This is a genomic window from Arthrobacter sp. TRD_SC_6 (assembly GCF_055361185.1).
The window spans coordinates 1,010,093-1,035,904 of the sequence record NZ_CM143953.1; the positions used below are offsets into that span (position 1 = coordinate 1,010,093).

Annotated in this window: 27 protein-coding genes; 21 read left to right on the forward strand and 6 right to left on the reverse strand. The window is 63.7% G+C overall.

Annotation, left to right across the window (positions count from 1 at the left end; all coding sequences use genetic code 11):
- The first annotated feature begins 45 nt into the window (after positions 1 to 45).
- From ACWA1U_RS04970 to ACWA1U_RS05015, 10 genes are all read left to right on the forward strand, one after another.
- On the forward strand, positions 46 to 1,062 hold the full coding sequence (locus tag ACWA1U_RS04970) for an ABC transporter permease (RefSeq protein WP_463724238.1): 1,017 nt from the start codon (positions 46 to 48) through the stop codon (positions 1,060 to 1,062).
- Positions 1,059 to 2,060 (forward strand): ABC transporter permease, encoded by a 1,002-nt coding sequence (locus ACWA1U_RS04975; protein ID WP_463724239.1) that lies wholly within the window; start codon positions 1,059 to 1,061, stop codon positions 2,058 to 2,060. The genes ACWA1U_RS04970 and ACWA1U_RS04975 overlap by 4 nt, the downstream gene beginning before the upstream one ends.
- The gene (locus ACWA1U_RS04980; protein WP_463724240.1) at positions 2,057 to 3,010 is read left to right on the forward strand and encodes an aldo/keto reductase; all 954 of its coding nucleotides are present in this window, start codon (positions 2,057 to 2,059) and stop codon (positions 3,008 to 3,010) included. The genes ACWA1U_RS04975 and ACWA1U_RS04980 overlap by 4 nt, the downstream gene beginning before the upstream one ends.
- A complete protein-coding gene (locus tag ACWA1U_RS04985) occupies positions 3,003 to 3,716 on the forward strand; it encodes a ThuA domain-containing protein (protein WP_463724241.1) in 714 nt (237 codons plus the stop codon). The genes ACWA1U_RS04980 and ACWA1U_RS04985 overlap by 8 nt, the downstream gene beginning before the upstream one ends.
- The gene (locus ACWA1U_RS04990) at positions 3,716 to 4,207 is read left to right on the forward strand and encodes a hypothetical protein (protein WP_463724242.1); all 492 of its coding nucleotides are present in this window, start codon (positions 3,716 to 3,718) and stop codon (positions 4,205 to 4,207) included. The genes ACWA1U_RS04985 and ACWA1U_RS04990 overlap by 1 nt, the downstream gene beginning before the upstream one ends.
- Complete coding sequence (locus tag ACWA1U_RS04995; protein ID WP_463724243.1) at positions 4,200 to 5,201, forward strand: LacI family DNA-binding transcriptional regulator; 1,002 nt, start codon at positions 4,200 to 4,202, stop codon at positions 5,199 to 5,201. The genes ACWA1U_RS04990 and ACWA1U_RS04995 overlap by 8 nt, the downstream gene beginning before the upstream one ends.
- A 104-nt stretch (positions 5,202 to 5,305) precedes the next feature.
- Positions 5,306 to 6,274: an aldo/keto reductase gene (locus ACWA1U_RS05000; protein ID WP_463724244.1), complete on the forward strand. Its 969-nt coding sequence runs from the start codon at positions 5,306 to 5,308 to the stop codon at positions 6,272 to 6,274.
- 413 nt (positions 6,275 to 6,687) lie between these two features.
- Positions 6,688 to 6,900, forward strand: a complete 213-nt coding sequence (locus ACWA1U_RS05005; protein WP_463724245.1) for a hypothetical protein — start codon at positions 6,688 to 6,690, stop codon at positions 6,898 to 6,900.
- Between the two features lie 125 nt (positions 6,901 to 7,025).
- Positions 7,026 to 7,757: a helix-turn-helix domain-containing protein gene (locus tag ACWA1U_RS05010; protein ID WP_463724246.1), complete on the forward strand. Its 732-nt coding sequence runs from the start codon at positions 7,026 to 7,028 to the stop codon at positions 7,755 to 7,757.
- Positions 7,754 to 8,491 carry a hypothetical protein gene (locus ACWA1U_RS05015; protein WP_463724247.1) on the forward strand — a complete coding sequence of 246 codons (738 nt, stop codon included), beginning with the start codon at positions 7,754 to 7,756 and terminating at the stop codon, positions 8,489 to 8,491. The genes ACWA1U_RS05010 and ACWA1U_RS05015 overlap by 4 nt, the downstream gene beginning before the upstream one ends.
- A 211-nt stretch (positions 8,492 to 8,702) precedes the next feature.
- Here ACWA1U_RS05015 and ACWA1U_RS05020 read toward each other — a convergent pair whose 3' ends face one another.
- Both ACWA1U_RS05020 and ACWA1U_RS05025 read right to left on the reverse strand, forming a co-directional pair.
- Positions 8,703 to 10,460, reverse strand: a complete 1,758-nt coding sequence (locus ACWA1U_RS05020) for a phosphoenolpyruvate--protein phosphotransferase (RefSeq protein WP_463724248.1) — start codon at positions 10,458 to 10,460, stop codon at positions 8,703 to 8,705.
- Between the two features lie 194 nt (positions 10,461 to 10,654).
- Entirely contained in the window at positions 10,655 to 10,912 is a 258-nt protein-coding gene (locus ACWA1U_RS05025; RefSeq protein WP_463724249.1) for a DUF6458 family protein, read from the reverse strand.
- A 346-nt stretch (positions 10,913 to 11,258) separates the two neighbouring features.
- Here ACWA1U_RS05025 and ACWA1U_RS05030 point away from each other — a divergent pair, with 346 nt between their 5' ends.
- The 5 genes from ACWA1U_RS05030 to ACWA1U_RS05050 all read left to right on the forward strand — a co-directional run bounded on the left by ACWA1U_RS05030 (position 11,259) and on the right by ACWA1U_RS05050 (position 14,689).
- Entirely contained in the window at positions 11,259 to 11,528 is a 270-nt protein-coding gene (locus ACWA1U_RS05030; RefSeq protein ID WP_463724250.1) for a GlsB/YeaQ/YmgE family stress response membrane protein, read from the forward strand.
- A gap of 132 nt (positions 11,529 to 11,660) precedes the next feature.
- A complete protein-coding gene (locus ACWA1U_RS05035; protein WP_463724251.1) occupies positions 11,661 to 12,473 on the forward strand; it encodes a hypothetical protein in 813 nt (270 codons plus the stop codon).
- A gap of 34 nt (positions 12,474 to 12,507) precedes the next feature.
- Positions 12,508 to 13,212, forward strand: a complete 705-nt coding sequence (locus tag ACWA1U_RS05040) for a LamB/YcsF family protein (protein WP_463724948.1) — start codon at positions 12,508 to 12,510, stop codon at positions 13,210 to 13,212.
- Entirely contained in the window at positions 13,209 to 13,823 is a 615-nt protein-coding gene (locus tag ACWA1U_RS05045) for a 5-oxoprolinase subunit B family protein (RefSeq protein ID WP_463724252.1), read from the forward strand. The genes ACWA1U_RS05040 and ACWA1U_RS05045 overlap by 4 nt, the downstream gene beginning before the upstream one ends.
- Positions 13,820 to 14,689, forward strand: coding sequence for a 5-oxoprolinase subunit C family protein (locus tag ACWA1U_RS05050; RefSeq protein ID WP_463724253.1), 870 nt, complete (start codon positions 13,820 to 13,822; stop codon positions 14,687 to 14,689). The genes ACWA1U_RS05045 and ACWA1U_RS05050 overlap by 4 nt, the downstream gene beginning before the upstream one ends.
- 60 nt (positions 14,690 to 14,749) lie before the next feature.
- Here ACWA1U_RS05050 and ACWA1U_RS05055 read toward each other — a convergent pair whose 3' ends face one another.
- Complete coding sequence (locus ACWA1U_RS05055) at positions 14,750 to 15,955, reverse strand: DUF445 domain-containing protein (RefSeq protein ID WP_463724949.1); 1,206 nt, start codon at positions 15,953 to 15,955, stop codon at positions 14,750 to 14,752.
- A 156-nt stretch (positions 15,956 to 16,111) separates the two neighbouring features.
- Here ACWA1U_RS05055 and ACWA1U_RS05060 point away from each other — a divergent pair, with 156 nt between their 5' ends.
- Together ACWA1U_RS05060 and ACWA1U_RS05065 are read left to right on the forward strand one after the other, a co-directional pair.
- Positions 16,112 to 16,987 carry a glycerophosphodiester phosphodiesterase family protein gene (locus ACWA1U_RS05060; protein WP_463724254.1) on the forward strand — a complete coding sequence of 292 codons (876 nt, stop codon included), beginning with the start codon at positions 16,112 to 16,114 and terminating at the stop codon, positions 16,985 to 16,987.
- 33 nt (positions 16,988 to 17,020) lie between these two features.
- The gene (locus ACWA1U_RS05065) at positions 17,021 to 18,808 is read left to right on the forward strand and encodes a glycoside hydrolase family 15 protein (RefSeq protein ID WP_463724255.1); all 1,788 of its coding nucleotides are present in this window, start codon (positions 17,021 to 17,023) and stop codon (positions 18,806 to 18,808) included.
- 22 nt (positions 18,809 to 18,830) lie between these two features.
- On the opposite strand, the gene ACWA1U_RS05070 is transcribed toward ACWA1U_RS05065, so the two are convergent.
- Positions 18,831 to 20,006 carry a zinc-dependent alcohol dehydrogenase gene (locus tag ACWA1U_RS05070; RefSeq protein ID WP_463724256.1) on the reverse strand — a complete coding sequence of 392 codons (1,176 nt, stop codon included), beginning with the start codon at positions 20,004 to 20,006 and terminating at the stop codon, positions 18,831 to 18,833.
- Between the two features lie 137 nt (positions 20,007 to 20,143).
- Here ACWA1U_RS05070 and ACWA1U_RS05075 point away from each other — a divergent pair, with 137 nt between their 5' ends.
- A complete protein-coding gene (locus ACWA1U_RS05075) occupies positions 20,144 to 20,863 on the forward strand; it encodes an AzlC family ABC transporter permease (RefSeq protein ID WP_463724257.1) in 720 nt (239 codons plus the stop codon).
- Positions 20,860 to 21,171: an AzlD domain-containing protein gene (locus tag ACWA1U_RS05080; RefSeq protein ID WP_463724258.1), complete on the forward strand. Its 312-nt coding sequence runs from the start codon at positions 20,860 to 20,862 to the stop codon at positions 21,169 to 21,171. Before ACWA1U_RS05075 ends, ACWA1U_RS05080 begins: the two co-directional genes overlap by 4 nt.
- 31 nt (positions 21,172 to 21,202) lie before the next feature.
- On the opposite strand, the gene ACWA1U_RS05085 is transcribed toward ACWA1U_RS05080, so the two are convergent.
- Positions 21,203 to 22,327 carry an acetate/propionate family kinase gene (locus ACWA1U_RS05085; protein WP_463724259.1) on the reverse strand — a complete coding sequence of 375 codons (1,125 nt, stop codon included), beginning with the start codon at positions 22,325 to 22,327 and terminating at the stop codon, positions 21,203 to 21,205.
- On the reverse strand, positions 22,324 to 24,426 hold the full coding sequence (gene pta, locus ACWA1U_RS05090; RefSeq protein WP_463724260.1) for a phosphate acetyltransferase: 2,103 nt from the start codon (positions 24,424 to 24,426) through the stop codon (positions 22,324 to 22,326). Before pta ends, ACWA1U_RS05085 begins: the two co-directional genes overlap by 4 nt.
- 158 nt (positions 24,427 to 24,584) lie before the next feature.
- Between pta and ACWA1U_RS05095 the strand changes: the two genes are divergently transcribed.
- Both ACWA1U_RS05095 and ACWA1U_RS05100 read left to right on the forward strand, forming a co-directional pair.
- Positions 24,585 to 25,334, forward strand: coding sequence for a hypothetical protein (locus tag ACWA1U_RS05095; RefSeq protein WP_463724261.1), 750 nt, complete (start codon positions 24,585 to 24,587; stop codon positions 25,332 to 25,334).
- A gap of 19 nt (positions 25,335 to 25,353) precedes the next feature.
- The gene (locus ACWA1U_RS05100) at positions 25,354 to 25,806 is read left to right on the forward strand and encodes a GNAT family N-acetyltransferase (RefSeq protein ID WP_463724262.1); all 453 of its coding nucleotides are present in this window, start codon (positions 25,354 to 25,356) and stop codon (positions 25,804 to 25,806) included.
- Positions 25,807 to 25,812: the final 6 nt, after the last annotated feature.

Here is a 25,812-nt window from a genome sequence, read left to right on the forward strand (position 1 = left end):
ACCGACCATGACAGCGACCGGATCGGTCAGAGACGACACCACACCATGACCACATCTCACCTCCCCCCGACCGATCCGGTCGCCATCAAGCCGGACCAGCCCCACATTTCGATCAGGGACGGGCGCACCTTCACCTCGTTCCGCGACGCGGTCAGCATCACCGGCGTATGGGTTCTGCTCCTGGTAGCCACACTCATAGCCCGCCCCGACTTCCTCTCGAACCAGACCCTGCTCGCTGTCACCTTCACCATGTCCATCTCTGGGGTCCTCGCCGTCGCCCAGGCCCTGATCGTCATCAGCGGAGGCCTCCTTGACCTCAGCCTCCCCGTATCCCTGACCCTGAGCGCCTGGGCCACGGTCAGCGCACTGAACGCCGGACTACCAACAGTTGTCGCCATCCTCGGCGGCCTGGGGGCCGGAGCCTGCTGGGGGCTGCTCAACGGTGCCATCGTCGTCTTCGGGAAACTGAACCCGATCATCGTGACCCTCGCAACCGGATTCGGCGGACTGGCGATCATGCTGATCCTCTTCAAATCCGCACAGATCCCCTCGACATCCGCGTTGCGGGCATACGGACTCGGACGCTTCCTCGGACTGCCGAACATCTTCTGGCCAATGGTGATCACGATCATCCTCTTTGGCCTCGCCCTGACATACACCCGTTGGGGTCGCCGCCTCATCGCGATCGGAGGTAACGCCCGCGCCGCCAAAGCACGCGGTCTGAACTTGCGGCGGATACGCCTGGCGACCTTCGCCGGAGCCGGAGCCGTCGCGGGCCTCGCAGGCGTGCTCTTCTCAGCCGTCAATCCAAGCTTCACGCCAGCCTCCGGGACTGGGTTCCAACTCATCGTCATCGGAGCGGTCATCCTCGCCGGCATCAGCCTCTCCGGTGGAAAAGGAAACCTACTCGTACTGCTGCTCAGTGTCGGATTCCTCGCAACCATTCCAACCTCGATCGCGTTCTTCGGTCTGCCCCCGGCCTGGTCACTCGTCTTCCAGGGTGCACTGCTCATCATCGCCGTCGGCATCGACGGCGCCCGACTGAAGAGGACAAGCCGATGACCACACTCGCCTCCCCGCTCTTCGAAGACCGACCCCAGTCCTTCCGGCAGAGAACGCTCCACTCCTTCAACGGACCCGTCGGAAGCATCACCGCCACCCTTACCGTCACCCTGCTCGTCGGACTGCTATGGGTCGGACCCGAATTCTTCGCACCCTCGAATATCCAGATCGTCGGCGTGAGTGTCGCCATCCCGCTCATCGTCGCTGTTCTGGCTTCGTTCGCGCTGCTGGCAGGCGTCGTGGACCTTTCCATCGGATCGATGGTCGGATTCGGGGCGGTGATCTTCAACCAGCTCGTTGCCACAGGCCTCAACCCGTGGCTGGTCGCTGCCATCACCATCGGCGTGGGCGCCGTGGTCGGACTGACCAACGCCTTCGTTATCGTCTACTTCGGGGCCGAACCCCTCGCAGTCACCCTCGGCATGCTCACCCTGCTGCGCGGACTCAGCCAGGCGATCGTCGTCAGCGCCCCGCCCACGACCCTCATCGACCCGCTCTACAACGTCACACAGGGAGCACTCCTCGGATTCCCTACTCTCCTGCTCATCGGCATAGGCATCACCCTCGTCGCCGCCGGGTTCATCGGTAAAACCAGGGTCGGCCGCAAGGTGCAGGCTGTCGGCGGTGACCACCGAGCAGCCGCCCGGGCCGGAATCTCCGTAACGAAGGTGCGCGTCAGCGCCCTCGTCGTCAGCGCCGTCGGAGCGTCCATCGGCGGAATCCTTTACGTGGGACAACTCGGGTCAGCCTCGAACATTCTCGGAACCGGACTCGAATTCCAGATCTACGCTGCCCTCATGATCGGGGGGTACTCCATCACCCGCGGCGGTGTCGGCAATCCACTCGGCGGCCTGCTCGGCCTGCTGGTCGTCGCTGGCATCACCAACATCCTCAACATCCAGTTCTTTGACCCCGACTACCTCGACCTGATCGTGGCACTCATCCTGCTCGCCGCCGTACTGGTCGACCGCTTCCGTGGAGGAGACGAATTCGAATGACCCAGCACACCCTCGAATCAGCACGCCTGGGACGTACGGGCCTGCACGTGTCCCGTCTTTGTATCGGAACGGCAGCATGGGGGGTGTCTTCTCCCGTGCACGAGCTCACCGTCAGCGAGGCCGACGCTGTGGCAACAGCCGGTCGGGCGTTCGCCGGACCCATCACCATCTTGGACACCTCGAACAACTACGGCGACGGAGAAAGCGAGCGGCGACTCGGCATTGCGATTCGTCGCTACGGGCTCCCTGACGGTTTCATCGTGCAGACAAAACTGGATCGCGACCCAACAACGGACACCTTCGACACCAAACGGATGCGTGCCTCGCTCGAGGAGAGCCTGGAACGCCTCGGACTGGACCGCGTGCCCATCCTCTACCTCCACGACCCGGAACATATCGGCTTCGACGCGGCTATGGCCCCCGACGGGCCAGTCGAAGCTCTGCAGCGCTTCCGTGACGAGGGCTACGCCGATCACATCGGAATTTCCGGGGGGCCGGCATCCATGCTTCAGCAATTCGTCGAGACCGAACATTTCGATGCGCTGATCACGCACAACCGATTCACCCTCGTGGACCGCACCGCGAACCGCCTCCTCGACGCCGCCGCCCACGCCAGAGTCGGCGTCATGAACGCAGCCGTTTACGGAGGCGGGTTGCTCGCCACTTGGCCCCGATCGACCAATCGCTACCATTACGCCGAAGCCCGCCCTGAATTTCTCTCCGCCGTCGATGCAATGGGCGCGGCCTGTGACAGGTACGCAGTGCCACTCCGAGCAGCCGCCCTCCAGTTCTCGACCAAAGATCCGCGTATCTCCTCCACTATTTGCGGAGTGGTATCTCCCGAGCAGGTGGACCAGGCCATTCTGGATCTGAACCTCAACATTCCAGACAACCTCTGGGACGAACTCGAGGCACTCTGCCCGGACCGGTCGACGTGGATCAATGACTGACGGACGCGCCAGCACAGCCGCCTCACGCGTCTCGGTGCTGTGCGGGGTTGACGTCCACAGCGACCCTTGGCACGCACTGGAAGCCACCAGCCAACAGATCGTCGATGTACTAAAGGGCGACGGATACCAGAGCGCGACAATCGTCACCACCGACCACCCGGCGCAGCTGGCTGCGGCGCTCGATACCGCCGACGTGCTCATAGTCAACGCAAGTAGTGACCTGTCCCGTGAACCGCATGACTCAACACCGGTCGTGGACCTCATCTCGAAGTATTCGCGGCGAGGAGGAGGGATCCTGGCATCCCATTCCTCAACCCTCGCCTTCAGAGACGATCCACGCTGGGCGGCACTGCTAGGAGGACGATGGGTCCCTGGAGAAACGATGCATCCGCAAATCGGGAACTCCCTGATCCAGGCAACCATGCACCGTGTTGATGGGCTCCAATTCGATGACTTCACGGTCTACGACGAGCGTTACACCCACCTCAAAGTGGCGGAGGAATCAAATATCCTGGCTTTCCATACCGAAGACGGAATCGTCCACCCGCTCATTTGGTCTCTGGAAGCATCAGGTGATCACGGCCGAGTCGCTTATAACGCGCTCGGCCACGGCGTTGAATCCTACGACTCCACAGCGCACCAAGAGGTCTTCAAATCGCTGGTGCGCTGGGTCGGAGACGCAGACGCTGCAGGAGGACGACTCTAATGCGCTATGACGGACTCACCGTCGATCCCGTCTTCTACGAGGTCATCTGGCTCGGACAGGACGAGACCCGCCAACCGTCTGGATTCGCTGACGCGCACATGGTCACGGAACCAGCCTGGCGGGTCGTCGCGGGCTATCTGATGCTGTCGGAGGCCTCGCACGACACCATCGAGCGTGCTTTGACAATATTCAGTCACGGACGTCGGGTGTCGAAACTTACAGGGGTGAATGACGGATCCTTCGTCCTCACCTTCAACCGGCCGCCATCGTTGGACGGACCCATCCTTCGATCACGCGCGGGCCTGGCGGTCGTGCCGGACACGAACACCACCATTTCCGTGTCGAGGGAGGATCCGTGTGTGGCCGTCATCGGTGCGCAGGACAACGGCGCGCTGGGATTTACGATCGTCCATGGCCCGGCCGAGGGTAAAGTCGAGAACAGAATTAGGCTCCTCGACAGCCTTCGACGTTTGAAGGAGCGCCATGGGTGAAATCGGCATGCGAGATGTCGCAGCAAAGGCTGGCGTGTCGGTCAGCACCGTATCGAACGCGCTGAACCGCCCCGAGCTCGTCTCAATTCGTGCGGCCGAACGCGTCGCGGAAGCCATCACGAACCTGGGTTACGTGCCGAACACTGCCGCAAGACAGTTAAGGGCCGGTCGTAGCAACGCGATCGGATTGGCGGTCCTCAACATTACCAACCCCTTCTTCGCTGACGTCGTCCTGGGAGCGGAGGAAGAAGCCGAACGAGCGGGATACTCCATCATCGTCGGTAACAGCTATGACTCCGAAGAACGGGAAGCGAGGTATCTCGACCTTTTCGAACGACAACGGCTGGATGGAATTCTCATAGCACCAGTTCGAAGTACGACATCCATGCTGCAACGATTCCGGCAACGCAATGTACCCGTCGTCCTTGTGGACCGAGCCGACCGAGAGGGATTCTTCCGCTCCGTCTCGCTCGATGACTTATCAGGCGGAATCATGGCCAGCGAACATCTGCTCGAGGGAGGATGCCGCCACATCGCCTTCGTCGGAGGCCCCCTCACTGTTGATCAAATGCAACAGCGGTATGAAGGAGCACGCTCCGCAGTCCACGCTGCCGGCGCCCGGTTCACCTTTATAGAAACCACCACCCTGAACCCACGACTCGGCCGTGATATCGGTGACCAACTGTTTGCGCTGCCGCCGGCGGACCGCCCCGACGGCATCTTCGCAGCCAATGACCACCTGGCCCTGGGAATTCTGCAAAGCCTCATCCGACATGGAATATCGATTCCCGGCGAGATCGCCATAATCGGCTACGACGACATCGATTTCGCCGCAGCAGCAATGGTCCCGTTGACTTCCATCCGGCAACCTGCCCAGGAGATGGGCGCCCACGCCGCCCGGCTACTGCTGCAACAACTCAACGCCATACCCCCCTCAGAGGTGCGCACCCGCTTTGAGCCCGTTCTCGTTCCGCGTCAATCCACGAAACACTGAACTCCCTGCCAGTTCTGGCGCAGTCACTCCCTGAGTGACTGCTCGCCGATCGCACCGACGCCCAAACGTTCAACCCACTCCTTTACACTGCGAAAGAACAGCAAATGAAATATACCCGCCTCGGCGCCGCCGGTGCCGTTGTCAGCCGCCTCGCGCTCGGAACGATGAACTTCGGACCGGTTATTGGACGTGAGGAGTCTTACGGCATCCTCGACTTAGCCGTCGACAGCGGCATCAACTTCATCGACAGTGCTGACGTTTACGGCGGTGATCCCTGGGGAGATAAGCCCGGCCAGTCCGAGGAACTGCTCGGAGACTGGATGCGCTCCCGCGGGAACCGCGACTCACTCGTTATTGCGACGAAAGCCTATGGCCGGATGGGCGATGGCCCAAACGAAAAGGGCCTTTCCGCGCTGCACATTCGTGCTGCCGTCGACGCATCTCTTCGAAGGCTGCAAACCGACCGCATCGATTTGTTCCAAATGCACCATATCGACCGCGCAGTGCACATAGACGAAGTCCTTGACGCTTTTACGATGCTCCAAGCGCAAGGAAAAATAATCTATCTCGGCTCGTCGAACTTTGCAGGTTGGAACATTGCCCAGTACCGCGAGCACGCCATGATGCGGAACCAGCTCCCCATCGTCACCGAACAATCTGTGTACAACCTTGCGCAACGACTCCTTGAACTTGAAGTCATACCGGCAACGCAAAACTACGGAATAGGCATCCTTCCCTGGTCCCCGCTCGCCAGCGGACAACTCGGCGGTGTGCTGCGCAAGACGGACCGCTCCCGATCTCAAAACCTCGACCGACTTGACGAACGCCGTCCCCGGATTGAAAAGTATGAGCGATACGCGGACGACCTCGGAATGGAGCCTGCCGTACTCGCCATCGCATGGCTGCTCCACCAGCCAGCCGTCACGGCTCCCATCGTTGGCCCTCGAACCGCTGAACAGCTGGCAAGTGCGCTGGAGGCTCTAGAGGTGACGATTTCAGCTGACCAGCTTGACGCCCTTGATGAAATCTGGCCCGGACCGGGCGGGCAAGCTCCCGAGGCTTATGCCTGGTAGGGGGCAGTGCCGCCATTCGAGTCAGCGAGGAGCTCACTGACGGTTCCGAAACCCAGGACCAGCGAGCTGAGTAACCCTGTGCATAGACCCACGGTGCCTGACAATCGTCAGGGCATGGGGTACGTTGTTCTGCATGGAAACAATAATTTTCGAGTAATCGCGCTGGCGTTCATACGCCTCCCGCACCACATCACCATCGAAAAGACCGTGTTGAGGCCTCAGCCTCCATGCTTGTTTCCACCCCTCCTGCACTAATGATTCCCCAGGGTGTGTACTCGCTCCACCAGCGGGGACGGACGCCGTCGTCCCCTATTTGGACCTGGCGGTAGGTGGGCAACCTGGAGTCTTCACCGTAGGCACGGTCCCGGACACAACAGTTCGCCGCATCAAGTTCAGAACAAAGAAGGAGAGCCATGACCCAGCAGGACAAGCAAGAGCCGATGAAAGTGCACGTTGCCGAAGAAGCAGCGAAGAAGCTTGCGGATGACCCCCGCGCCCGTGAGGCATTGGCAAAGAAGAACCCTGCGTTTGGGGATCTCGACAGTGCCCACAGCACCGGGCCCAGGGGAAAGAACGTCAACCCCAGCAACAAGCAGGGTAAGCGCGAGAAGAAGGTGCGCTGGTAGTCCGTAAAGAGAAGTTAAATTGAAGCTGGCTCCGCGTTCTGCGTATGGGGGAATCGCAGAATGGGGAGCCAGCGCTTTTAACTATACTTCACACTGGGGGTCGGAAGTCCAATTGAAAGGTGAGCATGGCGGTCACGGCTAAGGCGTTTCAGTTGTGGCGGGCCCGCATTGATCCTGTTGCGACGGTGTCCGAGCTCTGCCGGCAGTCGGATATCAAACGCTCCACCCTCGCGCAGCAACTGGTGCGCGGGAAGGTTTCATTGGAAACCGTCGTCCGTATTTCGCGGGCCTATGGTGTTGACCCTGTTGGTGCCCTCAGCGAGTTCGATGACTACCGCGACCTCGCCGACTCCCGGCAACCGAAAGACGCCGAGTACCTCAGCCAGGTGTCGCCGTTGGACCTGCTGCGCCTCATCGTCGGCCGGAGCGAAGAGACTGACAGTATCGGCGACCCACTGAGTTTCCGGCTCGCGCCTATGCCACACCGCAACTCGGTCCGGGCCTGGTTCGACGCGATAGACCCAGGCGACCTCCGGCAGACCCTCGCTGCGAGAACCGGGATCGCCCCACAGAATCTCTCGGCCCAACTGAGCGCCGGTCGGCTCAGTACGCATCTGTGTGTCGAGGCAGCGCGGGTCAGCGGGGTAAAGCTCACTAACGGCCTGGTGGTGACAAGTTTGCTGACCCCTGCCGAAGGCGGCTGGGTAGAGGGCGGCCGTGAGAAAGCGCTCAGCCAGCTCCCCGATTCCGATCTCCTCCTGCTCGCACGGGACTGGCTCGACGGTACGGGCAAGCAGTTGCGCAAGCGGGAACAGGACAGCTCACATGACCAGGCACTGTGGGAGAACCTCGGATGAATGACGGAACGACAATTCAATGGTTTGCGCTTGCTTTGTGCATCGCCTTCGCCGCCGTCAGGCTGCCGGACGCCCTGCGTGGCCGTGGGCGCAGCGTGTTCGCGGTGCTGGTTCTCTTCGCGATCGCGGTGTCGCTGAGCATCGACCCGATCTACCTCTTCGTTGACGGACTACTCGGTGGAGTCAACGTTGCCAACCTGATCATCAGGCTGATTATCTACGCCATCGTGTTTCTGCTTGGCGTGCGCTGTGCTGCAGCCTTCAGGTCCCAGCGTGCCCGAAGGGTGATCGGTGGTGCGGTGGGAATCACCGCCCTGGCGCTGGCCGTCGCCGCGACCGTCGTGCTGTTCGTGTTGAGCGACCACCCAACCAGTTCCACGGGGATGGGCGCCTATTCGGATCAGGTGGCAATCGCCTGCTACCACCAGGTGGGCCGCCTGTACCCGGCGTACGTGGCAGCCTGCCTTCTGGTGCCAGCTTTGGGTGAAGCGCGGAACCGCACCAGCCGGCCGTTGCACCGCCTGGCCTCGGCCCTCCTGTTCACCGGCTTCCTGATGGTGCTGCTGTTCGGCGTCCTGAACCTCGTTCCCGTCAATCTCGGCATCATTGGCTCGGTGCTCGCTTTCGGTTCGATTGTCCTGGTCACCACAGGCCTGACGATGATCTGGTTGTCCCGCCGGCGCTCAGGGAAGCGCCCACGCAGCTTTCTGGCGCAGGGCCGGAGAAATACTTAGTCGAGCTAGCAACCGTTAGTCCTTTCGGATGATTTATGGGAGAAAATCCGCGAAACTGTTCACGTTTTCATCCTGCTGTGCAAAAATAATGATTATGTAACTCCCGGTGTCCGTGGGGGGTCAACGGGTTACACAGCGATAGGTGCGTCCATTAGAACGGGTGGACGCACCTATTTTTTTAACCCGGAAAGTGGGGCAAGGGGTGCGGGCTTCAGAGGCCCAGGGTCGCGAGAATCGGCAGCTTGGAACGAACCGTGGCACGGGCCTCCAGGGCATTGGCTGCGCTGAGCGCTCGCGCTGCCAAGTCCGTGGCTTCCTCCAGCGACACAGATGCGAGCACCGCGGCCACACCCGCGAGGGCGCGTGGGCTCATCGACAGCGTGTCCACGCCGAGGCCCACCAGAACGACGGCGAGGGCAGGGTCCGCGGCAGCCTCCCCGCAGACGCCAATGGACTTGCGGAGGTTGCCGTCGCCTCCAGCATGGCCTTGGGTCTGGCCTCCGTCTTGGGCTTCGGTGCTGCTGCTGCCGCAGCTACCGTGCGCGCGGGCGGCACCAGTGACCGTGTGCTTGATGAGGTGAAGGACCGCCGGCTGCCACGGATCATTCAGTGCGGCGAGTGGCCCAAGCTGGCGGTCAGCCGCCATGACGTACTGGGTGAGGTCATTGGTGCCGATCGAAGCGAAGCTGACCTCCCCGAGAATGTGCTCGGCGGTCAGTGCCGCAGAGGGAACCTCGACCATCACGCCCGGAACCTGTAAACCTGCAGCGTTGCAGGAGTGCGCGAAGCGCTGCGCCTCCTGTGCGGTAGCGATCATCGGTGCCATGACCCACACCTCCGTCGCAGCACCTGCGGTAGCCGCAGCGACTGCCTCGAGTTGCCGGTCTAGGACACCCGGTGTCGCGGACTCCGTGCGGTAACCGCGCACGCCGAGAGCCGGGTTGGGCTCGCTTGCGTCGGTCAGGAAGGGAAGGGGTTTGTCGGCGCCGGCGTCAAGCGTTCGTATCACCACCCTGCCGTTGGGGAAGGCGTCGATCACCTCGCGGTAGGCTGCAGCTTGCTCGGCAACAGTCGGTTCGGTGTCGCGGTTCAGGAAACAGAACTCTGTGCGGAGCAAACCCACGCCCTCTGCCCCGGCTTCCGCCGCCGCGCGGGCATCGGCGCCCGAACCGACGTTCGCGAGCAGGGGCACCCGGTGGCCGTCCGTCGTCGTGCAGGTTCCGCCGTATGAGCCCAGTGAGCGTGACTGCTCCGCCCAGATCGCTGCGGTCGTGCGTTGCAGATCACCGGGCTCCGTGAGGACGGAACCAGCGGCGCCGTCGACGAAGACCTGAGTGTCGTCGTCGATCGTGTCCACCCCTGCTGCAGCGACGACCGCTGGAAGGCCCAGCGCCCGCGCGAGGATGGCGGTGTGGGACTGTGGTCCGCCCGAGCTGGTGATCAATGCGAGAACGCGCTCGGGGTTGAGGGTGGCTGTGTCAGCGGGTGCGAGGTCAACTGCGGCGAGGATGAAGGGGTGGTCCGAGATCGGGATGCCGGGGGCGGGCAAGCCGCGGAGCTCCGCAACAATGCGGGAGCGAACGTCGAGTACATCCTGGGTGCGCTCGGCCATGTAGCCCCCGAGCCCGCGGAGCATGTCGGCCACCTGCGCCCCAGCCTCCCAGATGGAGCGCTCGGCCGAGATCCCGGCAACCACGAGGGTGTTCGCGGACTTCAGCAGCATTGGGTCTGCGGCCATCATGGAAGTTGCTTCAAGCACGGCCTTCGCGTCCCCTCCAGCGGACCCCGCCCGCTCACGAAGCTCAGCCTGCACGCGCTTGGCGGCGGCCTTCAGGCGGGCTGTTTCACGGTCCACCGTTGTTCCGGACCATTTCTCGCCCATCGGCGGCTCCGGTACGGGTTTGGGCATCTGCCGGACTGGCCCGATGACGCGCCCCGGGCTCACCCCTACTCCACTGAAAGTACTCACTGCTTCACCTCCTCAGGTGCGGCACTGCGTGGCAACCGGCTCTAACAAAGATAGCCACCTTGCCGATAGCTTGCGTGCCGGGAGCAGGAATAGGCGTTAACCCGGAAGCCACCCGGCCCTGGTAGGGTGCGGGTGGCTTCTGTGCGTGAATGATGCGGATGCCTTACGCGACGGGTGTCTTGTGACAGAGGTACTTAGATGCCGCCGTCGCGGGTTTCGTTGCGGGTGATTTGCTCCCCGGTGTTTGGGTCCTGGACGGTACGGGACTCGGAGACGCGCTTCTGGCTGCGGGGTGCATTCATCAGGAGGGAAATGATGAGTCCGAGCACGCCGACGCCCATCAGGATGTAACCCACCAGGGTGAGGTCAATAAAGTTCGTCAGGTTGTCCGCAACGGCGAAGGCAAGAATTGCACCGAGTGCAATAAGGACGATGGAGGAACCGATTCTCATGCCAACTACTCCTTGATTTTTCTGGCATCAGGAATTGTTACCTGCTCTGCCGATTGAGCTGCGTATATCGCGCTGTGCTTTCAGCATACCGGCATCGCCATCAGTAACGCGGAACAACCCGGTAAAAGATGCAGCGTGCGTTTGCCCCTGTCAGGTTGCGGTCCAGTGAAACTTCGCGCTAAAGGGTTGTAAAACCTTCGACCGGTAGTTTAATGGACTCACTTGCAATGCCGAAAAGTGATAGTAAGCTAGCTGATGAAGTAAGGTGGTTTGCAGTTGCACTTCGGTGCACAGTAAATTCCGTAAACAAGAAGCATGAACAGACGCTCAAATTTAGGAGTCAGTCATGGAAATTATTCTCTTCCTCATCCTCGGCCTTGTCGCCGGCGCTATTGCCAAGCTCATCCTCCCGGGAAAGCAGGGCGGCGGATGGCTCATTACGCTCGTCCTCGGCGTTGTCGGTGCTCTGCTAGGTGCGCTCATCGGCGGCCTGATCAGTGGAAAACCGAACCTCTTCGACCTCGGTTCGATCTGGACCTGGGTCCTCGCCATTGGTGGCTCGATCATCGTACTGCTGGTTTATGGTGCACTCACCAAGAACCGCTCGCACGCCTAAACGCTTAACAATAATTGCGCCCCGCCGGTCCCCCATCCGGCGGGGCGCTTTGCGTTTGCGGGACTACCGCGCGACCTGCGGGCGCGCCCACTACGCTAGGGGAAAGAGAACCGACGGAAGGATCTGCGCACAATGGCACGGTTCAATCCAGCTGCAAAAGTGGCCAGCGGAGCTGTCTTCGACAGTGACGGCCGGCCTAAGCCCGGGGTCCAGCGCGCAATAGAACGCGCAATAGACGTCCAGCGGCCGCTCGTCCTGGCAAACCTTCGAAGGCTGCGCAAACGTCACCCCGAGGCCACGGCCGCTGAACTCGCCGCCAAACTTGAACGCGACTACCTGGTAACAATCACCACCGCGGGCGCTGCCGTCGGAGGCACCGCCGTCGTACCCGCAATCGGAACAGCCGTGTCGCTGGGCCTGTCCGCGGCCGCAACCATCGGGTTCCTCGAAGCGACCGCGCTGTATGCGCAGTCGGTTGCGGAGCTGCACGGCATCACCACCGAGGATCCTGAGCGCACCCGCACCATGGTCATGGCCATCCTGATGGGTGAGGAAGGCTCAGCACTGATCCAGGCCACCATCGGCAATTCCGCGGGTGGAGTGACGCGTCACTGGGGCAATGTGGTTGGCGGATCGATGTCCTCCTCTGCGGTGCGCACCATCGGAGCGAGCATCCGCAAACGGTTCATCAAACGCATGATTGCCCGGCAGGGAGGCGCCCTTCTTGGCAGGGCGCTGCCGTTCGGCGTCGGCGCTGCAGTTGGCGGTGCAGGCAACCACATGATGGGCCGCACTGTCGTCAAGGCCACGAGGGATGCTTTCGGGCCGCCTCCCAACGTCATTCCAGGTGAGCTATTGAATGAACTGGAGAGGCTCAAGTACGTGGCGCCAGCCGAAGACACCGAGCTCTACGGTGGGGACAACTCCGGTGCAGATCGACCTTAACGCGGACCTTGGGGAGGCCTTCGGCGCCTGGAAGATGGGCGACGATGACGCCATGTTCGCCCTGGTCAGCAGCGCCAACATCGCCTGCGGTTTCCACGCCGGTGACCCGGCCACCATGCTCGCGAGCTGCAGGTCCGCCGTTGCGCATGGCGTGGTGATCGGAGCGCACGTGGCGTACCGGGACCTCGCCGGATTCGGGCGCCGCTACATGGACATCGCCCCCGCTGAGCTGACCGCCGACATTCTGTACCAGATCGCCGCACTTGACGGGATTGCGCGGCTGGTTGGTGGGGCCGTGCAGTACGTGAAGCCACACGGCGCCCTCTATAACCGGATCGTCCACGACCGCGCGCAGGCCGCCGCCGTGCTCGACGCCGTTCGCTCCTTCAGCCCCGCCCTGCCCATCCTCGGCCTTCCTGGCTCAGCCGTCCTGCAGCTTGCGGAAGAGGCCGGACAACCTGTGGTGCGCGAGGCCTTCGCCGACCGCAACTACGAGCCGGACGGCACACTTACCCCCCGCCGCGAACCCGACTCCGTGCTTGAGGATGCCGCTGTGGTCGCGCAGCGTGCCGTTCGCATCGTGAACGACGGCGTTGTGACAGCCCGCGAGGGCTCAGAAATTCCGCTGCAGGTAGCGTCCCTGTGCGTGCACGGCGATACTCCGGGCGCCGTCGGGATGGCTGCCGCGGTACGCCGGGAACTCGTGGCTGCAGGCGTTGAAATCGGGCCCTTCGTGTGAAGCTCCGTCCCTTCGGCGACCGTGCAGTGCTTGCCGAGCTTGAGAGCATCAATGCCGTACTCAGCCTCTACCGTGCGCTCCAATTACAGCCGCTCGCCGGCGTCGTCGACCTCGTCCCCGCTGCCCGCACGGTGCTCATCACGTTCGAGCCACGCGAGCTCTCCAGGCAGGCGGTCCTTGAGTGGGTGCTTCAGCAGGAAGATTACGACGACGACGACGCCCCGCCGGATGGTGCCACGGTCACGGTGGGCGTGGACTACTCGGGTCCTGATCTTGCCGGCGTGGCGTCGGAGCTGGGCATCTCAACTGACGAGGTGATCGCGCTGCACACTTCCTCGGTCTGGTCGGCGGCGTTTACGGGCTTTGCGCCCGGGTTCGCCTATTTGGTCACGGATCATTCCCGGCTTGAGGTTCCCCGGCGAACCCGGCCGCGCACGAAAGTTCCGGCAGGGTCCGTCGGATTGGCCGCCGAGTTCAGCGGTATCTACCCGCGCGAGTCTCCGGGCGGTTGGCAGCTGATTGGCCGCACCGACGTCTTGCTCTGGGACGCAGCCGGGAACCCGCCGGCCCTCATCACCCCGGGAGTCACTGTCAGGTTCCACGCGCTATGACGCTTACTGTCCTCGAGCCCGGGCCACTGTCGTTGCTTCAGGACGCCGGGAGGCACGGGCACGCTTCCCTAGGTGTCAGTCCATCGGGGGCGCTCGACCGTGAGGCATTCACCAGGGGGAACCGCGCGGTTGGGAACCCGCCTGATGCCGCGGCGCTCGAGGCGCTGCTCGGACCTGTGGAGCTGCGCGCGGAGGGTCCCGCCGTCGTCGTCGTGACCGGGGCGCGCGGGCAGGTGACGGTCAACGGGCAGCCCAGGCCGCCCGGTACCGCGCTGGACCTGAAAGCGGGGGACGTGTTGCGGGTAAGCCGGGCCGAGGCCGGACTGCGCTACTACGTGTGCGTTCGCGGGGGTTTTGAGGGGGAACGGGTTCTCGGCTCGCTGTCCACGGATACGCTCTCCGGGTTGGGTCCAGGGCCGGTCGGCCGTGGTGATGTCCTGCGGATCGGTTCAGCCAGGGAGCCCGCTGAGTTACTGCCGTCCCGGCGCGCGTCGGGCGGTCCGCACGCCGTGCGTATCCAGGAGGGGCCGCGGGCGGACTGGTTCGCTCCGGACGCCTGGCAGCGTCTCGTCGCCGGTCCGTGGACCGTGTCGGCTGAAAGCAACCGGGTTGGGCTGCGGCTCGACGGGACGCCGCTGGAGCGCAGCCGCACTGGGGAACTGCCCTCGGAAGGTATGGTCGCGGGCGCAATCCAGGTGCCGCCGTCGGGCCTGCCGGTGGTATTTCTCAACGACCACCCGGTGACGGGCGGCTACCCGGTGATTGGTGTAGTGCATTCGGCGGACCTGTCCGTCCTGGCGCAGGCGGCGCCCGGGCAGCGGGTGCGGTTCCTGAGCCAACAGGCCCCATTGACTCAGCAAGAATAGCTACAAACTTCTGAGAAATCAGCTATTTCTGCTGACTCGATGAGGGCAGTGGTGCGCGCGCTACCCGAATATGGCGTGCGCGACGGCGAAGATCGCCACGCCCGCCAGGGAACCGACAACAGTGCCGTTGATACGGATGAACTGCAGGTCCTTGCCCACCTGCAACTCGATCTTGCGGGAGGTCTCCTCTGCGTCCCAGTGCCCGACCGTCTCGGAGATAATGGCTGCGATATCACTGCGGTACGTGCGCACCAGGTACCCGGCGCCGTCGGAAATCCAGCGGTTGATCTTCCCGGCGAGCTCCCCGTCCTCGGTGAGGCGGCGGCCGAAGTCCCGGACAGCGGCCTTGAAGTTGCGGGTGAGCTCACTCTCCGGATCATTGACGGCCTCCAGGAGGGCGGTCTTGATGGTGCTCCAGGTCCGGACGGCGACGTCGTGTACCCGGGGATCGTCCAGGATGCTCAGCTTGATCTCCTCGGCCTTCGCGATCACCGCCGGATCATGCTGCAGGTCCTGAGCCAGATCCTTCAGGTACTTGTCGAGAGACTTGCGCACCTCGTGCTCGGGGTCCGCCTGGACCGCGCGCACGAACTTGGCCACCTCCGCGTAGACCCTGTCACCCACGATGCCGTCAAGGAACTGGGGAACCCAGGTGGGCGAACGTTGCGACACCAGGCGGGAAACGACGTCGTAATTGGCGTCCACCCACTCCGCGGCACGGTCCACGAGCAGATCCACCAGGCGGTGGTGGTGGCCCTCCTCGAAGATGCGCTCGGCCATGCGTCCCACCGGCGGGCCCCAGGGTGGGTCGACGAGGTGCTTGCGGACCATGGATTCGATGACGGACTGCACGGCGTCGTCGTCGAGCACGGTGAACGCGCCGCGAATCAGCGCCGCACCCTCGACGGCTACGCGGTCCGCACCCTCCGGGCGCGCGAGCCACGACCCCGCGCGCTGCGCCACACCGAGGGACGTGAGCTTCTCCTGCACCACCGCTTCGGAGAGGAAGTTCTCTTCCACGAACTGGCCCAGCGATGTTCCGATCTGGTCCTTCTTGCGGGGAATGATGGCGGTGTGCGGGATCTTGATCCCCATCGGGTGCTTGAACAGCGCGGTCACGGCGAACCAGTCAGCCAGCGCCCCGACCATCCCGCCCTCGGCCGCGGCCCGCACATACTGCAGCCACGGATACTGATCCTGCAGTGCGAAAGCGACCAGGAAAATCACCGCCATGACCACAAGCAGGCCGGTGGCCACAATCTTCATACGGCGCAGGCCGGCCGCGCGCTCGGTGTCTGTCAACAGGATGCCCAACGGATCCTCCGCTTCCTCGGATGGAGTCCAATCTAACCAGCCAGCGCCGGGCGGGGCACCATCGGCCCCAATACAGCTAGCCTAGGCACTGAGGCCAGGAGGAGAACCATGAAGCAGTTGGTGTTTGCGCACCGTGGAGCCAGTGAACGGTTCGCCGAACACACGCGGGCAGCGTTCCTGCAGGCGCTCGCCGACGGCGCGGACGGGATCGAATGCGACGTGCACCTGACCGAAGATCTAGAGCTGGTCTGCATCCACGACAGCACCCTGGACAGGACGTCCAGTGGGACTGGTGATGTGTCGGACCACACTCTGCAGCAGTTGCGAGAGCTGGACTTTGCGTCGTGGAAGGGCGCCGTCATCCCGCCTGAGTACGGAGGGATCGCGGACCAGCTACTTACGCTGGGGGAGCTGCTGGACCTGCTGCGCGAAGCGGGCCGGGAGCTGGAACTCGCGATCGAACTGAAGCATCCCAGCCCATTCGGCCTGAAGCTGGAGGACCGGCTGATCGCCTTCCTGATGGGTGAGGGCTACGATCCTGAGACTTCGAATCTCGCCAACCTGCACATCTCCTTCATGAGCTTCAACCCGGATTCCGTGCGCCACCTCCTGGAACAGGTACCGGCCGACGTCGTCTGCCAGCTGGTTGCCGACGTCCACCCCGAGGACGTCCGCGAAACGCTCGGCCCGCTTACCGCCGCAGCGGTGATGAACCTCCTGCGACGCGCCCTGCATGAGGGGGAGCGGATCGTCGAAAGTGGCGCCGTCGGACTCGCCGGGCCGAGCCTCGAGTACGTCCGCGCGCACCCTGAGCGGGTGAAGGCCTGGCTTGATGAGGGCGTGCGGCTGCGGATCTGGACGGTGGACCACGACGACGACGTCGACTTCCTCCGCGCGTTCGGCGCCCAGGAACTCACCACCAACAGGCCGGCGGGCGTGCGGGCCAGGCTTCGCCAGGCGCGCGCGGGAGGGTCTACGCAGTAAACGCTCGGACGCCGCCTGTGATTGAGTTAATGCATGGCTATGCCGATTGAAGATTACGCCCTGCTTTCTGATCAACACACGGGAGCCCTGATCTCCCGCGGGGGCAGCGTGGACTGGCTCTGCTACCCGCGCTTCGACTCCGCGTCGGTCTTTGCGGCGCTGTTGGGCAACGAGGGCCACGGCCACTGGTCGTTGGCTCCTGCGCATGAAGCCGGTGCGGCTGAGCTTGTGGAGTGGAAGTACATCGACTCCACGTTCGTACTCCAGTCCCGTTGGCGGACTGAGTCCGGCGAGGTGCTGGTCACTGACTTCATGCCCATCCAGGACCGCCGGGCTTCACTGGCCCGCCGCATTGAGGGGATCAGCGGTGCGGTGCCGATGCGCCAGGAACTTGTGGTGCGCTTCGGGTACGGGGAGGTGCTGCCGTGGGTGGTGCGCACCGACGAACACGGCGTGCAGGGCATTCTCGCCATGGCGGGACCGGATGCCCTCCTGCTCCGCGGCGCCCATCTTCCGCACGCGTTGGACCGCCGCCACGCCGGAGAGTTCACCGTCTCGGCAGGCGAAGCGGTGGATCTGGAACTGGTTTGGTACCCCTCCCACCGGTCGCAGCCTGAGCCGCTGGATTTCAACACTTCCCTGAAGGCCACCATCGACTACTGGCAGGGCTGGGCAGCCAGCTGCGAGAAGCAGGGGGAGTACGACGACATCGTGAAGCGCTCGCTCCTGGTGCTCCGGGCCCTGACGCACGAGGACACCGGCGGCATAGTCGCCGCGCCCACCACGTCCCTTCCCGAGGCATTCGGCGGGGAACGGAACTGGGACTATCGCTTCTGCTGGCTCCGCGATGCCGCACTCACCCTCGAAGCCATGATGACCCACGGTTATGAGGATGAGGCTTCCGCCTGGCGGAACTGGCTGTTGCGTGCGGTTGCCGGTGACCCGGAGGATCTGCAGATCATGTACAGCGTTGCAGGCGAGCGGGAGTTGCCCGAGAAGGTGCTCGGTCACCTGCCCGGCTACGCTGATTCGGTTCCGGTGCGCATCGGCAACGGAGCGGTGGACCAGTACCAGGCCGACGTCGTCGGCGAAGTGATGGTTGCCCTTGAGAAGCTGCGTGACCGTGGGGTGAAAGAGGACAAATTCTCGTGGCCGTTGCAGCATTCGTTGCTGGGCTTCATGGAGAAACATTTCTCGGCTAAGGATCACGGGATCTGGGAAATGAGGGGGGAGCCCGCCTACTTCACGCATTCGCGGGTGATGATGTGGGCCGCGTTTGATCGTGGTGTCCGGGCTGTCCGCGACCACGGGCTCAATGGCGAAGCTGACCGTTGGGAGAAGCTCCGTGACGAACTACGTGAGGAGATCATGGAACAGGGCTTCGACCGGGAGGTGAACTCCTTCACCCAGCACTATGGCAGCCCATGGGTGGATGCCTCGCTGCTCCAGTTGCCGCAGGTGGGGTTCGTGGCCTACGACGACCCGATGATGCTCGGAACCGTGGCCCGCCTGGAGGAGGAACTCCTCGACGAGCACGGGCTACTGCTGCGGTACCGCACCGAATCCGGGCTCGACGGGCTGGCGCCGGGGGAGCACCCCTTCCTGGCGTGTTCCTTCTGGCTGGTTGAGCAGTACGCGCACACCGGACGGCTCAAGGACGCGAAGCGCCTAATGGACCAGCTGGTGGGGTATGCCAACGGCCTGGGCTTGCTTTCGGAGGAGTACGACGCCGGCCACAAGCGGATGGCGGGCAACTTCCCGCAGGCGTTCTCCCACCTTGCGCTGGTGCGGGCGGCGGACGCGATCCACGCGGTCGGCTGATTCACCCACTTGATCCCGCGGGTTACGGCTTGAGGACCACCTTGATGCAGCCATCCTCTTTCTTCTGGAACATCCGGTACGCCTCCGGTGCCTCCGAGAGCGGAACCTCGTGTGTCGTCAGGTCCATCACGCCGAGGGGATCCGCGGGGTCCTCCACAATCGGCAGCAGCTCATCCGTCCAGCGGCGCACGTTGCACTGACCCATGCGGGTCTGGATCTGCTTGTCGAACATGGTGAGCAGCGGCATCGGGCTCGCCATTCCGCCATACACGCCGCTCAGCGACACGGTGCCACCCCGGCGGACGGCGTCGATTGACGCGTGCAGCGCCGTCAACCGGTCAACACCGGCTGTTTCGATGGCCTTCTTGGCGAGCGCGTCCGGCAACAGCCCGACGGCGTTCTGCGCGAAGGCGCCCAGCGGAGAGTGGTGTGCCTCCATGCCCACCGCGTCGACGACGGCGTCAGGGCCGCGCCCATCGGTCAGTTCCCGGAGTTCATCCCCGACGTGCTTGGTGAATTCGATCGTTTCGATGCCATGCCGGCGCGCCATCTCGCGGCGTTCAGCGACGGGTTCGACGGCGATTACCCGCTGGCCGAGGTACTTGCCGATCCTGCTGGCGAACTGCCCAACCGGTCCGAGCCCGAACACAGCCAGCGTGCCGCCGTCGGGCACTGCAGCGTACTGCACCGCCTGCCAGGCGGTGGGGAGGATGTCCGAGAGGAAGAGGTAGCGCTGATCGGGGAGCTCAGTACCGACCTTTACCGGGCCGTAGTCGGCGTGGGGTACGCGGAGGTACTCCGCCTGTGCACCCGGGACCGAACCGTACAGCTCGGAGTAGCCGAAGATGCTGGCACCCGTGCCCTGCTCGTAGATCTGCGTTGTTTCGCACTGGGACTGGAGGCCGTTGTTGCACATAAAGCAGTGGCCGCAGGCGATGTTAAAGGGGATGACCACTCTGTCGCCCGGTTGGAGGTTGGTCACGCTACTGCCCACGGCTTCGACAATGCCCATGGGTTCGTGGCCGAGGACGTCCCCTTTGTTCATGTAGGGGCCGAGGACCTCGTAAAGGTGGAGGTCTGAGCCGCAAATGGCGCTCGAGGTGATGCGGACGATGGCATCGGTGGGTTCCTGAATGTGCGGGTCCGGAACCTCGTCCACGCTGACCGACCGCTTGCCCTGCCAGGTGAGTGCCTTCATGGTGTATTCCTTCGACGTTGAGCTGTGCCGCGTGTCGGCTCGCATGGTAAGCATGCTGACTAATTCCAGTATTGCCGCGATCGGAGCTGAAGTGAAGGGCTGTGAACTCGACCGCCGGTTGGGCATACGCTTGGCCGGTGAAGTTTTCGAAGTCGCCGGCGGTCAGGGTCGGGACGTCCATCGCCGTCGCAACCGGCCTGTACGGGGTTTCCTTCGGTGCGCTGTCCGTCGCCTCGGGGCTCGATGTGTGGCAGACCATGGCACTGAGCCTGCTGCTGTTCAGCGGTGGGTCGCAGTTCGCCTTCATTGGGGTCATCGGTGGCGGGGGAAGCGGGGTGGCTGCGATGTCCGCAGCGGCCCTGCTCGGAATACGCAATGCCGTTTATGCCATGCAGCTGAACGCGTTGGTACGCCCACGTGGGTGGCTCCGACTGGCGGCGGCGCAGGTGACGATCGACGAGTCCACCGCCACCGCTACAGGGCAGAGCGATCCGCTGGAACAACGCCGTGGGTTCTGGGTGGCCGGAGTGGGGATTTATATCCTGTGGAACCTGTTCACGCTGGTTGGCGCCGTAGTAGGCAACGCGATCGGCGATCCTGCGCAGTGGGGGCTCGACGGCGCAGCGGTCGCCGCGTTCCTTGGGTTGTTGTGGCCGCGGCTGAGGGCCCGCGAACCGGCGGCCATCGCCGTCGTCTGTGCCGTGGTGACGCTGCTTGCGGTTCCATTTGTCCCGGCCGGCGTTCCGATTCTCGTTGCCGCGGCGGTTGCAGGGTTGGTCGGCTGGTTCAGCCATGGTCCGGCGCGCGAAGGCCTGGAGCCCGACGTCGAACCCTACTCCCGGGGGGAGCGCACGTGAACTTGTGGTTATGGATCCTCATCGCGTGCGCGGTTGCGTACCTCACGAAGCTCGCTGGGTACCTGGTCCCCGCGAAGGTAATGGAGAATCCGCGGATGACCCGCGTTGCGGGGACGCTCACAATCGGACTGCTGGCGTCGCTGACCGCGGTGAACACCTTCTCGACCGGTCAGGCCCTGGCGCTTGACGCGCGCTTGGCCGCACTGGTTGCGGCCGGGGTGGCGCTGTGGCTGCGGGCGCCGTTCCTCGTCGTCGTACTCGCTGGCGCTGGCGCTGCGGCGGTGGCGAGGCTGCTCGGAGCTGCGTAGGTAGCCGCACCTCCGTCCTCTGCGAGCCCAGTCAGGAGCCGACGACGGCGGCGGTCGCCGAGGCGATCGCCGCCTCTTCGTCGGTGGGCACCACGAGGACGGGAAATGCCGAGTCCTCGGTGCTGATCTCACGCGGTGCCCTGCTTTGCTTCTGGTTCTCGGCGTCCTCGAGGAAAACCCCGAGCGCCCCCAGCCTGTTAACCACCCGTTCGCGGAATCGCCAGGAGTTCTCACCGACGCCGGCGGTGAAGACCAGCGCCTGCGCGCCCTCCACAGCGACGTGGTACCCGCCGATGTACTTCGCGAGGCGGTAGGCGGCGATGTCGAGTGCGGTCTCGCTGTGCGTTCCGCCTTCGTTTTCCACCCCGCGCATGTCACTGTGGCCGGAAAGTCCGAGCAACCCGGATTCGCGGTTGAGTAAACGGTCCAGGTCCTTCTCGGAGTACCCCTCGCGGAGGAGGAACAACAGGATTGACGGGTCGATGTCGCCGGACCTTGTCCCCATCACCAGGCCCTCCAGCGGAGTGAAACCCATTGAGGTGTCAACGCTGCGGCCGTTCCGTACGGCAGTGATCGACGCGCCATTGCCGAGGTGCGCGATGATGCCGGTGAAGTCCTTCGCCTGCAGGCCAAGCAGGCCGGCGGCCTTCCGGGTCACGTACTCGACGGACGTCCCATGGAAGCCGTACCGCCTGATGCCGAATTTATTGTAGAGCTCCTCAGGGACAGCGTATCGCCAGGCTTGTTCGGGAAGCGTTCTGTGGAATGCGGTGTCGAACACGGCGACCTGCGGCACTTCAGGCCATCTCTCAGCGATCGCCCGGATGCCCTGTACATTGGCCGGATTATGCAGTGGAGCCAGTGGGTTGAGCTGCTCGATGGCGTCGATGACTTCGTTGTCCACAAGGACCGGTTCGCCGAAACGTTCCCCGCCGTGAACAACGCGGTGCCCGACGGCGTCAATCGGCTTCCCGTCGAGAGCCCAGTCGACGCTCTTCGCCGCCCGCTCGAATGCCTCCGCATGATCGGCCGGCCCACCATGGGCGGTATCGCCGATCCGCTCCACGATCCCTTCCGCCAGGCGGTCATCCGATGTCGAATCACGGACTTGGTACTTCAAGGATGAGGACCCTGAGTTGACGACGAGGATGATCATTGCGCCTCTTTCTCTGCAGTCTCGTGAATTCCCTGTGCCTGGACGGCGGTAATCGCGACAGTATTCACAATGTCTTCGACCGTGCAGCCCCTGGAGAGATCATTTACCGGCTTGCGCAGTCCTTGAAGAACCGGCCCTACAGCAACCGCCCCAGCGGATTGTTGCACCGCCTTGTAGGTGTTATTTCCTGTATTCAAATCGGGAAATATAAATACAGTCGCCTGGCCGGCAACCGTGGAGTCGGGGAGTTTCGACTGCGCAATTGAGGCATCCACCGCGGCGTCGTACTGGATGGGACCTTCCACCGGGAGATCGGGGCGCGCCGCACGGACCAGTTCGGTCGCCCGGCGGACCTCGTCGACCGCCCCGCCATGACCGGAGACCCCCGTGGAGTAGGAAAGCATCGCCACCCTCGGCTCAACACCGAACTGCGCGGCGGTCTCGGAGGAAGCTACTGCGATATCCGCCAGCTGTTCCTCTGAGGGTTCCGGATTCACGGCGCAGTCCCCGTAGACCAGCACACGATCCTTCAAAAGCATCAGGAAGACCGAGGACACAATCTTGACGCCCTCCTTGGTTTTCACGAATTCGAGAGCCGGCCGGATGGTGTTCGCCGTGGTGTGGGCGGCGCCGGAGACCATTCCGTCAACGTGGCCGAGCTGAACCATCATGGTGCCGAAGTACGCACCCTCCAGCATCTTTTCCCGCGCGTCCTCGAGGGATACATTCTTGTGTGCACGCAGCCGCGCGTAAACAGCAGCGTACTCTTCACGCAGGTCCGAGTTCGCCGGATCAATAAGCTCCAGCCCGGTCAGGTCGATGCCCTGGCCCGCTGCCAGCTCACGCACGCGGGATTCCGGCCCAAGGATCGTAAGGTCACAGACGTCCCGGCGGTGCAGGATCTCAGCGGCCCGCAGAATGCGCTCGTCCAACCCTTCGGGCAGCACAATATGCTTGCGGTCCGCACGCGCCCTCTCGATCAGCTCATGGAGGAAGCGCAACGGAGTCATCTTCACCGGGCGCGGCAGCTCAAGCCGTTCGAGCAACTCGACGGCGTCCACCTGCCGCGACCACGCACCGAGCGCCGCCGCTGCTTTCCGCCGCAGTCCGGTTGCAATCTCACCCCGCACCTCGCTGACGCGCCTGGCAGCCGTGTAGGTGTCGTCGTCGACCGCAAAGACCGGGAAGGAAGCATGGGCAAGCAGGGCGAGGATGTTCGGTTCCGGGGTCAGGCCGCCGGTGAGGATCATCCCTGACGGAACGGGGAATTCCGGCGAGAACGACGACGCCACACTCGCCACCAGCACGTCCGCCCGGTCACCGGGCACAATCACGAGGGCGCCGTCAGTGAGCAGCTCAAGGAAGTGACCCACGTTCATCGCGGCCACCCGAACGTCCGACACGTCGCGCTCAAGCGTGGAGCCGCCTGCGATGTGCCGCGCGTCGAGGGCGCCCGCCACCTCCGCGATAGTGGGCTGCGAGATCTCGCTGAGCTCAGGAATCACGTACACCGGCCTGCCCGAGCGGCCGGGACGGACCTGTTCGCGGATGTCCTCGACGGCGTCGTCGGCTGCGCGGTTCACCATCATGGCAAGCAGCGAAACCTGGGCTGCGTCGAGTTCCCGGCGGGCGACGTCGACGGCGTCAGCGGCTTCGGCCGCCGTCATATCCTTCGCGCTGACCACTGCAAGCACCAGGGCGCCAAGGTTGTTCGCCAGGCGGGCGTTGAGGTCGAACTCGACGGCGGCGTCCTGGCCGCTCAGGTCGGTGCCTTCGACGATGATCACGTCGCAGGACTGGCTCATCTCGCTGTATACGGCAACGCAGCGGGCGTCGATTTCCTCGCGGTTGCCGGACACCAGCAGCGCGCGTGCTTCGGCGCGGGTCATGCCGCTGCGGGCAGTGTCCTCGCTGAGCCCGAACGTACGGCGCATCAGGAGCACCATCGGATCATCGGTGCCGCCGTCGGACTCGGAAATGGGCCGGAAGAAGCCGATGCGGTCAGCATGGCTGTGGAGCATGCTCGCCAACCCGAGGGAGATGAGGGATTTGCCCGAGCCTGGGGCCATGGCGCTGACGTAAATTCCTCGGGTGGTCATAAGCCCATCGAAACACAGCGGGCTGTCCATCGTCACTGTTAGGTTGTGCACAGTGGAACTGACCGAACGTATAACTCCCAGGTTTTACTGGTCAAGAGTCCGTCGCGAAGAGTTGCAAAGCGCGTCCTGGACAACAGTCGTTTCGGGAGGATCGAACCGTGAAGATGAACAGGAAAACCATGTTCTTCAGTGCAGCAGCCGCACTTTCCATTCCCCTGCTGATGGGGTGCGGTCAGGGTGGCACCGCGGACGCGGACCCCGCCGCGGAAAGCGAACAGCCTTCAAGTGCGCCGGAGACAACGAGCACGCCCTCCACGGAGCCATCCGAGACCGACAAGCCGACCGAAACTGAAACCCCGACCGACGATGCCGGCAAGGCACTGCCAACAGTCCCGGACCCCTGCGCGGCCGAGTGCGAGGAAACCGCACGCATCGCGGTCGAGCACTCGATCCACGGCCCGCTGGAGATAGTTGCGTACACGCGAATCCTGGACCCGGACGCCGAACCGCAGCAGAAACAAGGGTCCTACGCCCTCTACCAGGACGGCCAGCCCGTGGGATACGTGGCTCAGGAGAGGGGCGCTTTGCCTGGCTTCGGGCCGGAGCCGGTTGGTTCTGAGCAGATCTGGGAACTGAAGAGCGGCTCCAACGTGGACAAATACGGCAACGTCTTCCTCAGCTACGGCAGCGGGGTTACGGTTCTGACTCCAACAGAGGAGGGTTTTGCGGCGAACGGCACCATGCCTGGTGACCCGGAGTCGCCCTTCTCCCACGCCGGCCTGATCATCGAGGCTGACGGTGAACCCAGCATCGTTGCGGGTAACACCGGGGGAGCCATCACCACCGGCGAGACCATTTTCTACACCTGGAGCGGCGAGGAGTTCGTGGCTGGCGAACCTGCCCGGTAAGCGGTGCAAGAATGTCGGGATGTCCAGCAACCTCCCTCACGGCTTCACAATCTCCAGCGACACCGCCCGGATCGACCGCGACCAGGTACACGCCTGGCTCTCGAAAGAGGCGTACTGGGCGTTGGGCCGGCCGCGGGCAACCCAGGACGCCGCCATTGACGGGTCCCGCAACTACGGCGTCTATAACGACGACGACGTCCAGGTTGCGTACGCGCGCGTCGTCACCGACGGCGTGACTTTCGCCTGGCTGTGCGACGTGTTCGTGGACGAGGGCGTGCGCGGGCTTGGAATCGGCGTCGCACTCATCGAGGCGCTGTGCGCGGATCTCAAGCGGTCTGACCTCAAGCGCATCGTGCTACGGACCGGTGACGCGCATGGGCTGTATCGGAAGTTCGGGTTCGAGAAAATCACCAGCCCCGAACGATGGATGAGTCTTGAGCTTCAAACGGGTGACCGCACGCAGCAAACCTGAGAGACT

Excerpts from the sequence above, each read along its gene's own strand:
- ACWA1U_RS04995 (WP_463724243.1), top strand. The coding sequence starts at position 4,200 with ATGGGTGAAATCGGCATGCGAGATGTCGCAGCAAAGGCTGGCGTGTCG.
- ACWA1U_RS05005 (WP_463724245.1), top strand. The coding sequence starts at position 6,688 with ATGACCCAGCAGGACAAGCAAGAGCCGATGAAAGTGCACGTTGCCGAA.
- ACWA1U_RS05055 (WP_463724949.1), bottom strand. The coding sequence starts at position 15,955 with ATGAAGATTGTGGCCACCGGCCTGCTTGTGGTCATGGCGGTGATTTTC.
- ACWA1U_RS05025 (WP_463724249.1), bottom strand. The coding sequence starts at position 10,912 with ATGAGAATCGGTTCCTCCATCGTCCTTATTGCACTCGGTGCAATTCTT.
- ACWA1U_RS05010 (WP_463724246.1), top strand. The coding sequence starts at position 7,026 with ATGGCGGTCACGGCTAAGGCGTTTCAGTTGTGGCGGGCCCGCATTGAT.
- ACWA1U_RS05000 (WP_463724244.1), top strand. The coding sequence starts at position 5,306 with ATGAAATATACCCGCCTCGGCGCCGCCGGTGCCGTTGTCAGCCGCCTC.
- ACWA1U_RS04975 (WP_463724239.1), top strand. The coding sequence starts at position 1,059 with ATGACCACACTCGCCTCCCCGCTCTTCGAAGACCGACCCCAGTCCTTC.
- ACWA1U_RS05100 (WP_463724262.1), top strand. The coding sequence starts at position 25,354 with ATGTCCAGCAACCTCCCTCACGGCTTCACAATCTCCAGCGACACCGCC.
- ACWA1U_RS05085 (WP_463724259.1), bottom strand. The coding sequence starts at position 22,327 with ATGATCATCCTCGTCGTCAACTCAGGGTCCTCATCCTTGAAGTACCAA.
- ACWA1U_RS05030 (WP_463724250.1), top strand. The coding sequence starts at position 11,259 with ATGGAAATTATTCTCTTCCTCATCCTCGGCCTTGTCGCCGGCGCTATT.
- ACWA1U_RS05050 (WP_463724253.1), top strand. The coding sequence starts at position 13,820 with ATGACGCTTACTGTCCTCGAGCCCGGGCCACTGTCGTTGCTTCAGGAC.
- ACWA1U_RS04970 (WP_463724238.1), top strand. The coding sequence starts at position 46 with ATGACCACATCTCACCTCCCCCCGACCGATCCGGTCGCCATCAAGCCG.
- ACWA1U_RS04980 (WP_463724240.1), top strand. The coding sequence starts at position 2,057 with ATGACCCAGCACACCCTCGAATCAGCACGCCTGGGACGTACGGGCCTG.
- ACWA1U_RS04990 (WP_463724242.1), top strand. The coding sequence starts at position 3,716 with ATGCGCTATGACGGACTCACCGTCGATCCCGTCTTCTACGAGGTCATC.
- ACWA1U_RS04985 (WP_463724241.1), top strand. The coding sequence starts at position 3,003 with ATGACTGACGGACGCGCCAGCACAGCCGCCTCACGCGTCTCGGTGCTG.
- ACWA1U_RS05015 (WP_463724247.1), top strand. The coding sequence starts at position 7,754 with ATGAATGACGGAACGACAATTCAATGGTTTGCGCTTGCTTTGTGCATC.
- ACWA1U_RS05065 (WP_463724255.1), top strand. The coding sequence starts at position 17,021 with ATGGCTATGCCGATTGAAGATTACGCCCTGCTTTCTGATCAACACACG.
- pta (WP_463724260.1), bottom strand. The coding sequence starts at position 24,426 with ATGACCACCCGAGGAATTTACGTCAGCGCCATGGCCCCAGGCTCGGGC.
- ACWA1U_RS05060 (WP_463724254.1), top strand. The coding sequence starts at position 16,112 with ATGAAGCAGTTGGTGTTTGCGCACCGTGGAGCCAGTGAACGGTTCGCC.
- ACWA1U_RS05035 (WP_463724251.1), top strand. The coding sequence starts at position 11,661 with ATGGCACGGTTCAATCCAGCTGCAAAAGTGGCCAGCGGAGCTGTCTTC.
- ACWA1U_RS05040 (WP_463724948.1), top strand. The coding sequence starts at position 12,508 with ATGGGCGACGATGACGCCATGTTCGCCCTGGTCAGCAGCGCCAACATC.
- ACWA1U_RS05070 (WP_463724256.1), bottom strand. The coding sequence starts at position 20,006 with ATGAAGGCACTCACCTGGCAGGGCAAGCGGTCGGTCAGCGTGGACGAG.